Source organism: Streptomyces albidochromogenes, from assembly GCF_005981925.1.
Classification (GTDB): domain Bacteria; phylum Actinomycetota; class Actinomycetes; order Streptomycetales; family Streptomycetaceae; genus Streptomyces; species Streptomyces albidochromogenes.
This window is the reverse complement of the sequence record NZ_VBVX01000254.1, coordinates 1-10,026: the sequence shown is the minus strand read 5'-3', so window position 1 is coordinate 10,026 and position 10,026 is coordinate 1. Positions and strand designations below refer to the sequence as shown.

The 10,026-nt window shown below is 73.6% G+C and carries 11 protein-coding genes; 8 read left to right on the top strand and 3 right to left on the bottom strand.

The genetic code is table 11. The annotated features are described in order from the left end of the window. Window positions 1-171: 171 nt before the first annotated feature. Entirely contained in the window at window positions 172-1,254 is a 1,083-nt protein-coding gene (locus E2E34_RS26090; protein ID WP_138904364.1) for an ABC transporter permease, read from the top strand. Beyond that, window positions 1,251-1,934, top strand: coding sequence for an ABC transporter ATP-binding protein (locus E2E34_RS26085; RefSeq protein ID WP_138904363.1), 684 nt, complete (start codon window positions 1,251-1,253; stop codon window positions 1,932-1,934). The genes E2E34_RS26090 and E2E34_RS26085 overlap by 4 nt, the downstream gene beginning before the upstream one ends. Window positions 1,935-1,955: 21 nt before the next feature. On the opposite strand, the gene E2E34_RS26080 is transcribed toward E2E34_RS26085, so the two are convergent. Then, window positions 1,956-2,756: an IclR family transcriptional regulator gene (locus E2E34_RS26080; protein WP_138896977.1), complete on the bottom strand. Its 801-nt coding sequence runs from the start codon at window positions 2,754-2,756 to the stop codon at window positions 1,956-1,958. Between the two features lie 305 nt (window positions 2,757-3,061). Here E2E34_RS26080 and allB point away from each other — a divergent pair, with 305 nt between their 5' ends. Next, window positions 3,062-4,399 (top strand): allantoinase AllB, encoded by a 1,338-nt coding sequence (gene allB, locus E2E34_RS26075; RefSeq protein ID WP_138904362.1) that lies wholly within the window; start codon window positions 3,062-3,064, stop codon window positions 4,397-4,399. Further along, entirely contained in the window at window positions 4,396-5,514 is a 1,119-nt protein-coding gene (gene alc / locus E2E34_RS26070; protein WP_138904365.1) for an allantoicase, read from the top strand. Before allB ends, alc begins: the two co-directional genes overlap by 4 nt. 90 nt (window positions 5,515-5,604) lie before the next feature. On the opposite strand, the gene E2E34_RS26065 is transcribed toward alc, so the two are convergent. Further along, window positions 5,605-6,345, bottom strand: a complete 741-nt coding sequence (locus tag E2E34_RS26065) for an SDR family NAD(P)-dependent oxidoreductase (RefSeq protein WP_138904361.1) — start codon at window positions 6,343-6,345, stop codon at window positions 5,605-5,607. Between the two features lie 162 nt (window positions 6,346-6,507). On the opposite strand from E2E34_RS26065, the gene E2E34_RS26060 reads away from it, so the two are divergent. Together E2E34_RS26060 and E2E34_RS26055 are read left to right on the top strand one after the other, a co-directional pair. Further along, window positions 6,508-6,690, top strand: a complete 183-nt coding sequence (locus tag E2E34_RS26060) for a dihydrofolate reductase family protein (protein ID WP_208765341.1) — start codon at window positions 6,508-6,510, stop codon at window positions 6,688-6,690. 80 nt (window positions 6,691-6,770) lie between these two features. After that, window positions 6,771-7,733 carry a DMT family transporter gene (locus tag E2E34_RS26055; protein WP_138904360.1) on the top strand — a complete coding sequence of 321 codons (963 nt, stop codon included), beginning with the start codon at window positions 6,771-6,773 and terminating at the stop codon, window positions 7,731-7,733. Between the two features lie 27 nt (window positions 7,734-7,760). Here E2E34_RS26055 and E2E34_RS26050 read toward each other — a convergent pair whose 3' ends face one another. Further along, on the bottom strand, window positions 7,761-7,973 hold the full coding sequence (locus E2E34_RS26050; RefSeq protein WP_138904359.1) for a hypothetical protein: 213 nt from the start codon (window positions 7,971-7,973) through the stop codon (window positions 7,761-7,763). Window positions 7,974-8,118: 145 nt separating this feature from the next. Between E2E34_RS26050 and E2E34_RS26045 the strand changes: the two genes are divergently transcribed. Together E2E34_RS26045 and E2E34_RS26040 are read left to right on the top strand one after the other, a co-directional pair. Continuing rightward, window positions 8,119-9,333: a sensor histidine kinase gene (locus E2E34_RS26045; protein ID WP_138904358.1), complete on the top strand. Its 1,215-nt coding sequence runs from the start codon at window positions 8,119-8,121 to the stop codon at window positions 9,331-9,333. Then, on the top strand, window positions 9,330-10,004 hold the full coding sequence (locus E2E34_RS26040; protein WP_208765340.1) for a response regulator: 675 nt from the start codon (window positions 9,330-9,332) through the stop codon (window positions 10,002-10,004). The genes E2E34_RS26045 and E2E34_RS26040 overlap by 4 nt, the downstream gene beginning before the upstream one ends. Window positions 10,005-10,026 lie beyond the last annotated feature (22 nt).

Here is a 10,026-nt window from a genome sequence, read left to right as displayed (position 1 = left end):
GGAAGGAAGGGGCGAGCAGGCGAGGGAGGGCGGAGCCGGTAACGGAAGAGCTGGGGTCCATGGCGCTTCCAGCGTAGGGCTCCGGCGCCGTCGCTCCGTCAACCAAAGGATTGATGTCGGGGTGATCCGCGGTGCGATGTCCCCGCCCGTCCGGGCGGCCAGGCTGGGGCCATGTTCGTCGCATGGAGAGATCTTCGGTTCGCCGGGGGCCGGTTCGCGCTCATGGGTACGGTCGTCGTGCTGATCACGCTGCTCGTCGGCCTGCTGTCCGGCCTCACCGCCGGCCTGGCCAGGGACAACACCTCGGCCATCACCTCGCTCACCGCCGACCGGCTGGCCTTCGGCCGGCCGCCCGAGGGACAGCGGGTGTCGTTCGCCGACTCCTCGCTGACCGAGGACGCCTGGCGCGCCTGGGCCCGGCAGCCGGGTGTCACCGCCGCCGAACCGCTCGGCATCCGGACCACCGACGCCCGGGCCGGGGAGCGGACGGCCGCCGTGTCGGTGTTCGGCGCCGAGCCCGGCTCGTCACCGGCGCCCGCCGTCGAGGGCTTCGGGTCCGGCCGCGCCGTGCTGTCGGTACGGGCCGCCGAGGACCTGGGCGCCGCCCCCGGCGACACGGTGCGGCTCGGCGCCGTACAGGTGACCGTCGCCGCCGTCCGGGGGGAGGCATCGTACAGTCACACGCCCGTGGTGTGGACCTCGCTCGACGACTGGCAGCGGCTCGCCCGAGGCGGCGGGGACGCGCCACGTCAGGCCACCGTCGTCGCCCTGACCACCACCGACGGCGCCGACCCGGCGGCCGGCGACAGGGCGGCGGGCACCGCGTCCCGCGAGCTCGACGACTCGCTGAGCGCGCTGGCCTCCTACGACGCGGAGAACGGCTCGCTCCTGCTCATGCGCGGCTTCCTCTTCGCCATCTCGGCGCTCGTCGTCGGCGCGTTCTTCACCGTCTGGACGATCCAGCGCGGTGGTGACATCGCCGTCCTCAAGGCGCTCGGCGCCTCCACCCCGTATCTGCTGCGCGACGCGCTCGGCCAGGCCGTCCTGCTGCTGGGCGCGGGCACGTTCGCGGGCGCCGCCCTCGCCGTGCTGGCCGGCCGCGCCGTCGCCGGCGCGGTCCCGTTCGTCCTCGACCCCGTGACGCTGCTCGTGCCCGTCGCCGTCATCGCCGGCCTCGGCCTGGCCGGCGCCGCACTCTCCGTGCGGCGCATCACCGCCGTCGACCCTCTCGTCGCCCTCGGGAGCGCCCGATGACCCTGTCCCTCACGCACGTGACCCTCACCTACCCCGACGGCGACGCCCGGCTGACCGCTCTCGACGGCGTCTCGCTGGAGGTCGCGGCCGGCTCGCTCACCGCCGTCGTCGGGCCGTCCGGTTCGGGCAAGTCGAGTCTGCTCGCGGTCGCCGCGACCCTCGCCCCGCCGGACAGCGGAAAGGTCGTCGTCGACGGTACGGACACGGGCCCGCTGAGCCGGGCCGAGCGCGCGGAACTGCGGCGCGACCGCGTCGGCATCGTCTTCCAGCAGCCGAACCTGCTGCCGTCGCTCACCTCGGCCGAACAGCTCCAGGTGATGGCCCACGTGACGGGGCGCCCGCCCCGCCGGGCCCGCGACCGGGCGCGGGAGCTGCTCGACGCGGTGGGGCTCGGGGACAAGGCGGGCCGCCGCCCGCACGAGCTGTCCGGCGGCCAGCGCCAGCGGGTGAACATCGCCCGCGCGCTGATGAACGGACCCGCGGTCCTGCTGGTCGACGAGCCGACCAGCGCCCTGGACCACGAGCGGGGCGCGGCCGTGCTCGACCTGCTGGCCACGCTGACCCGCGAGCGGGGCACGGCGACCGTCCTGGTCACCCACGACCGGGCGCACCTGCACCGGGCGGACGCCGTGGTGACGATGGCGGACGGCCGGACGCGGGCCGGCCGCGCACCGGCCTGAGCCGGCCCGGTGCCGCGGGGGTCAGCCCTGCGTGCCGTTGTTGGTGAGCACGACCGAGAGGTCCTGGGCGACCTCCTGGAGTATCGGGACGATCTTCTCGGTCGCGGCCTCCGTCACCCGGCCCGCCGGCCCGGAGATCGAGATGGCGGCGGCGGTCGGGGAGTGCGGCACCGGGACCGCCAGGCAGCGGACCCCGATCTCCTGCTCGCCGTCGTCCACGGCGTAACCGGCCCTGCGGACCTGCTCCAGGGCCGCCAGGAAGCCCTCGGGCGTGGTGATGGTCTTCTCGGTGGCGGTCGGCATGCCCGTACGGGCGAGCAGCGCGCGCACCTCCTCCGGCGGGGTGTGCGCGAGCAGCGCCTTGCCGACGCCCGTGGAGTGGGGGAGCACCCGGCGGCCGACCTCGGTGAACATCCGCATCGAGTGCTTCGAGGGCACCTGGGCGACGTACACGATCTCGTCGCCGTCCAGCAGCGCCATGTTCGCGGTCTCGCCGGTCTCCTCGACCAGGCGCGCGAGGTAGGGGCGGGCCCAGGTGCCGAGCAGCCGGGACGCGCTCTCGCCGAGGCGGATCAGGCGCGGGCCGAGCGAGTACCGGCGGTTCGTCTGCTGCCGTACGTAACCGCAGGCGACCAGCGTGCGCATCAGGCGGTGAATCGTGGGAAGCGGCAGGCCGCTGCTGGCCGAGAGCTCGCTGAGCCCGACCTCGCCGCCCGCGTCGGCCATCCGCTCCAGCAGGTCGAAGGCGCGCTCAAGGGACTGCACACCACCGCTGGGCGCGGCGGATTTGGAAGCGTCGGTGGTGGCGTTGGACGACGGCACGTCAACGGTCCTTTCGAGGCGGAATGGCAAGGCAGCAGCCTACCCGGCGGGTGCGCGGAGCACACGGTCCGCGTCACGCCGTCCCTGCCGGTCAGAGGGTGTTTGTCCCTGTGTCGGCGGTCACCGACGATGGAGGCGGGACACTCCCCTCGTACATAGTCACCTTCTGCTGACCGAAATTCCACTTCCACTTTGTGGAAACGTCCAAGCGGGGAGGGGGTGCTCTTGACGGGCCGCACCGCGAAGTGAAGACTTCTTCAACAGTTCGTTGAATTTCATTCTCCTGTACGGAAGTGAGGGACAGGGTGCCCGACGTGGACCTCGTACTGCGCTCGACGCGCGTCGTCACCCCCGAGGGGACGCGCGCCGCATCGGTGGCCGTCACCGACGGGAAGATCGCGGCTGTGCTGCCGTACGACGCCGAGGTGCCGGCCGGCGCCCGGCTGGAGGACTTCGCGGACGACGTCCTGCTGCCCGGCCTCGTCGACACCCACGTCCACGTGAACGATCCCGGCCGCACCGCGTGGGAGGGCTTTTGGACCGCCACCCGCGCGGCCGCCGCGGGCGGCATCACCACACTCCTCGACATGCCGCTGAACTCGCTGCCGCCGACCACCACGGTCGACAACCTGCGCACCAAGCAGGACGTCGCCCGTCCCAAGGCGCACGTCGACGTCGGCTTCTGGGGCGGCGCGATCCCGTCCAACGTGAAGGACCTGCGGCCGCTGTACGACGCGGGCGTCTTCGGCTTCAAGTGCTTCCTGTCGCCCTCGGGCGTGGAGGAGTTCCCCGAGCTCGACCAGGAGCAGCTCGCGCGCTCGATGGCCGAGATCACCGGCTTCGGCGGCCAGCTGATCGTGCACGCCGAGGACCCGCACCACCTGGAGACCGCCCCGCAGAAGAGCGGCCCGGCGTACGCCGACTTCCTCGCCTCGCGGCCGCGCGACGCCGAGAACACCGCGATCGAGGGACTGATCGCGCACGCCAGGCGCCTCGGCGCCCGCGTCCACGTGCTGCACCTGTCGTCCTCGGACGCGCTGCCGCTCATCGCCGCCGCGAAGCGCGAGGGCGTGCGCATCACCGTCGAGTCCTGCCCGCACTTCCTCACCCTGACCGCCGAGGAAGTGCCGGACGGGGCGACCGAGTTCAAGTGCTGCCCGCCGATCCGCGAGGCCGAGAACCAGGACGCGCTGTGGCAGGGGCTCGCGGACGGGACGATCGACTGCGTCGTCTCCGACCACTCGCCGTGCACCACCGACCTCAAGACCCCCGACTTCGCGTCCGCGTGGGGCGGCATCTCCTCCCTCCAGCTGGGCCTGCCCGCGATCTGGACCGAGGCCCGGCGCCGCGGCCACTCGCTGGAGGACGTGGTGCGCTGGATGTCCGCCGCGCCCGCCGAGCTCGCGGGCCTGGCGCAGAAGGGCGCGATCGAGGCCGGCCGCGACGCCGACTTCGCGGTGCTCGCGCCCGACGAGACCTTCACCGTCGACCCGGCGGAGCTGCACCACCGCAACCAGGTGACGGCGTACGCGGGCAAGACCCTGCACGGCGTCGTCAGGTCGACGTGGCTGCGGGGCGTGCGCATCGCCGACAACGGCACCCTGGCCGAGCCGACCGGCCGGCTGCTCGAAAGGAAGAACTGACCGTGGCGATCCCCTCCTTCACCGGTGACGCGAACCCGTACGGCGGCGGCGACCCGTACGCCGACTACCGCACCGCCGACTTCCCCTTCACCCACTTCGCGGACCTCGCCGACCGGCGGCTCGGCGCGGGCGTGATCGCGGCCAACGACGAGTTCTTCGCCGAGCGCGAGAACATGCTGCGGACCGGCGCCGCCGAGTTCGACCCGGAGCACTTCGGGCACAAGGGCAAGATCATGGACGGCTGGGAGACCCGGCGCCGCCGGGGCGTCGGCGCCCAGCAGCCCCACCCGACCGACGAGGACCACGACTGGGCGCTCGTACGCCTGGGAGCGCCCGGCGTCGTACGCGGCATCGTCGTCGACACCGCCCACTTCCGGGGCAACTACCCGCAGGCCGTCTCGGTCGAGGCCGCGTCGGTACCGGGCTCGCCCTCGCCCGAGGACCTGCTGGCCGGCGACGTGAAGTGGGTGACCCTCGTCCCCCGTACGGCGGTCGGCGGCCACGCGGCCAACGGCTTCGCCGTCGACGTCGAGCAGCGCTTCACGCACCTGCGCGTCAACCAGCACCCCGACGGCGGGATCGCCCGCCTGCGGGTGTACGGCGAGGTCGCACCCGACCCGGCCTGGCTCGCCACCCTCGGTACGTTCGACCTCGTCGCCCTGGAGAACGGCGGCCGGGTCGAGGACGCCTCCGACCGCTTCTACTCCCCGGCCACCAACACCATCCAGCCGGGCCGCTCGCACAAGATGGACGACGGCTGGGAGACCCGCCGCCGCCGAGACAAGGGCAACGACTGGATCCACTACCACCTGGTGGAGCAGGCCGAGATCCGCGCCGTCGAGATCGACACGGCGTACCTCAAGGGCAACTCGGCGGGCTGGGCGACGCTCTCGGTGCGCGACGGCGCCGACGGCGAGTGGACCGAGATCCTGCCGAGGACCCGGCTCCAGCCCGACACGAACCACCGCTTCGTGCTGGACGCGACGCCCGCGGCCACCGAGATCCGGATGGACATCTTCCCGGACGGCGGCATCTCGCGCCTGCGCCTCTTCGGCTCCCTGACCGGGACCGGCGCCGCGCGGCTCGCGGCCCGCCACCAGGAGCTCGGCGGCTGACCCGGCCGCCGGACCACTGAACGCGGAGTGCACCGGGTCGCGACGGCCCCGGTGCACTCCGTCCTTTTTCGCTCGCCCGCGCCGCGGCCGTTACGCCGCGTGGCCGCCGTCGACCACCACCTCGGACCCCGTCATGTAGGCGGCGTCGTCGCCCGCCAGGAACGCGACCACCGACGCCACCTCGTCCGCGGTGCCGAACCGGCCGAGGGCCGTCAGCCCGCTCTGCGACGCGGCGTACGGGCCGTCCGCCGGGTTCAAGTCCGTGTCGATCGGCCCCGGGTGGACGAGGTTGACCGTGATGCCCCGGCCGCCCAGCTCCCGCGCCAGGGCCTTGGTCAGGCCGGTCAGTGCCGCCTTGCTCGTCGAGTAGAGCGTTCCGCCGGGACCCGGCACCCGCTGGGCCATGCAGCTGCCGATGGGAATGATCCGGCCGCCGCGCTCCATCCGGCCGGCCGCCGCCTGCGAGGCCAGGAAGACCGCCCGCACGTTCACGGCCAGCACCTGGTCGACGTCCGCGAGGGTGAGGTCCTCGACCGGGCCGAGTACGCCGATTCCGGCGTTGTTGACCAGGATGTCGAGGCGGCCGAGCTCGTCGGCGGCGCGGCCCACCACGGCGGTCACCGCGGCCGGGTCCGCCGCGTCGGCCCGCAGGGCGATGCCCCGCCGGCCCGCCGACTCGATCTTCTGGACGACCTCCCGGGCGCCCTGCTCGTCCCGTACGTACGTGAGGGCCACGTCCGCGCCCTCCTGCGCCAGCCGCAGGGCGATCGCCGCGCCGATGCCCCGGCTGCCGCCGGTGACGAGAGCCGTCCTGCCGTTCAGTGAAGCCATGTCGAATGCCTCTTCCTCAGGTCCGCGACAGTCAGTAGTGATTGCGGATTCAAGGAAACCGTCTGGAAGTCGACGGCACCGGCGGCAAACGGACGCGGTGTCCGGGTCCGCCGACGCGTTCCGTGCGAGCGTGGAGCCGCAGCGGGTGACCCGCCAGGACACATGACGAGGTACCACCTGCAGTTCTTCCCCGTCGTACTCGGCGCGGGACAGCGGCTGTTCGACGACGGCGGGCTGCCGACCTCGTTCGAGCTGACGGGCAGCGCCACCACCGAGTCCGGGATCGCCATGCACACGTACCGGCTTACCGGCAGGGCGTCCTACGCCTTCGCACTCGACGAGTGAGGGCCGCGCCGCTACGGTGATCGTTCCGCGTGCGAGCCGCCGAAGTCTCCACACCGCCTTTCCCGGGGGAGACCGCGACCGTGGCCGCCGCATCATCGCCGAACGCCGTACCCGTACCCGCGACGGCCCCCGCGCCCGGACCCGCGGCCGCGTCGCCGGGCAGGGCCGCGTGGCTGACCGACCTGCCCGTCCTGCTCGTCGCCGTCGTCTGGGGCGCGAGCTACCTCGCCGCCAAGGACATCACCACCGCGCGGACCGTGGTCGCCGTCCTGGTCCTGCGCTTCGCCCTCGTCCTGCCGGTGCTCGTCGCCGTCGGCCTGCGCAGGCTGCGCACGCTGACGGCCGCGCAGTGGCGCGGCGCGGGGGCGCTCGGGCTCGTACTGAGCGTGATCTTCCTGCTGGAGACGTACGGCGTCGTGCACACCTCGGCCACCAACGCCGGGCTCATCATCAGCCTCACCATGATCTTCACGCCGCTCGCCGAGGCCGTGGCCACGCGGACCAGGCCGCCCCGGGCGTTCCTGGGTGCGGCGGGGCTCTCGGTGGCCGGCGTGGTGCTCCTGACCCAGGGCGGCGGGTTCACCACGCCCTCGCTCGGCGACCTGCTGATGCTGCTGGCGGCCGGGGCGCGCACGGTGCACGTGCTCGCCATGGCCCGGACGAAGTCCGTGCGGGGCGCGGACGCGCTGTCGCTGACGACGGTGCAACTGGGCGGCGCGGTCGCGGTGTTCGTGGTCCTGGCGGCCGTCCCCGGCACCGGCCCGGCACCCTGGACGGTCGCGGCGGGCTTCGGGCCGCGCGAGTGGGCGGGGCTGGTCTTTCTCTCCGTCTTCTGCACGCCCTTCGCGTTCTTCACGCAGATGTGGGCGGTACGCCGTACCTCCCCGTCCCGCGTCAGCCTCCTCCTCGGTACTGAGCCCCTGTGGGCGGCGGCCGCCGGCATCGCGATCGGCGGCGAACGGCTCGGCGCGGCGGGCCTTGTGGGCGGCGTACTGGTGCTGGCCGGGACGATGTGGGGACGCCGGGCGGTGACGCGGCCGTAGCGGGCCGGGCGTCCCCGCCCGGCGCTGCTACGCCCGCCGGGGGAAGCGGTCGGAGGCGGCCATCAGGGCCACGCCCACGACCGCGAGCACGATGTTCGTGTAGATCTCGTGACCCCGCAGGAACGGCAGCAACTGAAGGAACCCGAAGAACTTCGGCATCCACCCGGTGACTTCGTGCACCAGACCCGACGCACCCGCCACGAACAGCACGAACCCGGCGACCTCAAGAATCTTCTTCATGCGCCGATCGTCGCGCCGCCCGGCCGCCCCCCGCGTCGGCCGTCGGAATCCGGTGGTGCGCCGAAAGTCTGAGACCGCGCGACTTTGGTCGCCGTCCGCCGCTCCCGTGCCGGGAACCGGCCTCCGTGACCGTAGCTTTGTCGACATGACCGATCAGGAGTACCGCTGGCTCCAGCCCTCGGCGATCGCCGACCCCGATCTGCCGGGAGACCGGGGCAGGCGGCCGCGCCGTACACCGCGGGACTGGTTCGTCGACATCCTGATGTTCCTGTTCGCCGCGCTCCTCGGCATCGCCGCCGCCGATGTCGCCGACAGCGTCGGCAACCCCCCGTTCGTCGTCTTCCTCGACCAGCTCGTCGGCGCCGCCGCCTGCTGCGCCCTGTGGGTGCGGCGCCGCTGGCCCGTGGGCCTGGCCGTCACCCTCGTCGCCGTCTCCGCCGTGGCGCCCGTCGCGTCCGGAGCCGAGCTCGTCGCGCTGTTCACGCTCACCGTGCACCGCCCGTTCAAGGTGGTCGCCGCCGTCGGCTCCGCCGCCGTCGTGGGCGGTCTGACACAGTCAGTACTGCGCCCCGACCCCTCCCTGCCCCTCGTGGTCTCCGCCGTCGCGACGCTCGTGATCGTCCTGCTGGTCATCGGGTGGGGCATGTTCGTACGCTCCCGCCGCCAGCTCGTCGTGTCGCTGCGCGACCGGGCGCGCCGCGCCGAGGCAGAGGCCGCCCTGCGCGCCGAGAAGGCGCAGCGGCTGGCCAGGGAGGACATCGCACGCGAGATGCACGACGTGCTCGCACACCGCCTGACCCTGCTCAGCGTCCACGCCGGCGCCCTGGAGTTCCGCCCCGACGCCCCGCCCGCCGAGGTGGCCCGGGCCGCCGGCGTGATCCGCGACAGCGCGCACGAGGCACTCAACGACCTGCGCGACGTCATCGGCGTACTGCGCGGGCCCGCCGCCGGCGACGAACACCGGCCGCAGCCCACCCTCGCCACCCTCGCCGCCCTCGTCGCGGAGTCCCGCGAGGCCGGCATGGAGGTGACCCTGGACAACCGCATCGACGGGCCCGAAACCGTCCCCGCCGCCACCGGCCGCAACGTCTACCGCATCGCCCAGGAATGCCTCACCAACGCCCGCAAGCACGCGCCCGGCGCCGAGGTCACCCTGACGCTGACCGGCGCCCCCGGCGACGGCCTCACCGTCGAGGTGCGCAACCCCGCCCCCGGGGGCGACGCCCCGTCCGTCCCCGGCTCCGGCCAGGGCCTCATCGGCCTGACCGAACGGGCCGCCCTCGCCGGCGGCCGGCTCTCCCACGGACCGACGCCCGACGGCGGGTTCCGGGTCGGCGCCTGGCTACCGTGGGCCGCATGACCATCAGGCTGCTCATCGTCGACGACGACCCGCTCGTACGGGCCGGGCTCACCTTCATGCTCGGCGGGGCCGACGACATCGAGATCGTGGCGGAGGCGGCGGACGGCTCCGAGGCCGCCGCGCTGACCGACCAGCACCGGCCCGACGTGGTCCTCATGGACATCCGGATGCCCGTCATGGACGGCCTGGCGGCGACCGAGGTGCTGCGCGGCCGGCCCGACGCCCCGGAGGTCGTCGTCCTCACCACCTTCCACGCCGACGAACAGGTGCTGCGGGCGCTGCGCGCCGGGGCGGCCGGGTTCGTACTGAAGGACACTCCGCCCGCCCAGATCGTCGAGTCGGTGCGGCGGGTGGCGGCGGGTGACCCGGTGCTCTCCCCGGCCGTCACCCGGCAGCTGATGAGCCATGTCGCCGAGTCCTCGGCCGGCCCCCGCCGGCCCACGGCGGCGCGGCGGCTCGACGGGCTCGCCGAGCGCGAGCGCGAGGTGGCCGTCGCCGTCGGCCGGGGGCAGTCCAACGCGGAGATCGCCGCGACGCTCTACATGAGCGTGCCGACGGTCAAGACCCACGTGTCGCGCGTCCTGGCCAAGCTGGGCCTCAACAACCGTGTCCAGATCGCCCTGTTGGTGCACGACGCGGGCCTCCTCGACGAGGGCGGCGACGTAGGCTGACCGGGCGGGGGCCGGTGGGCGG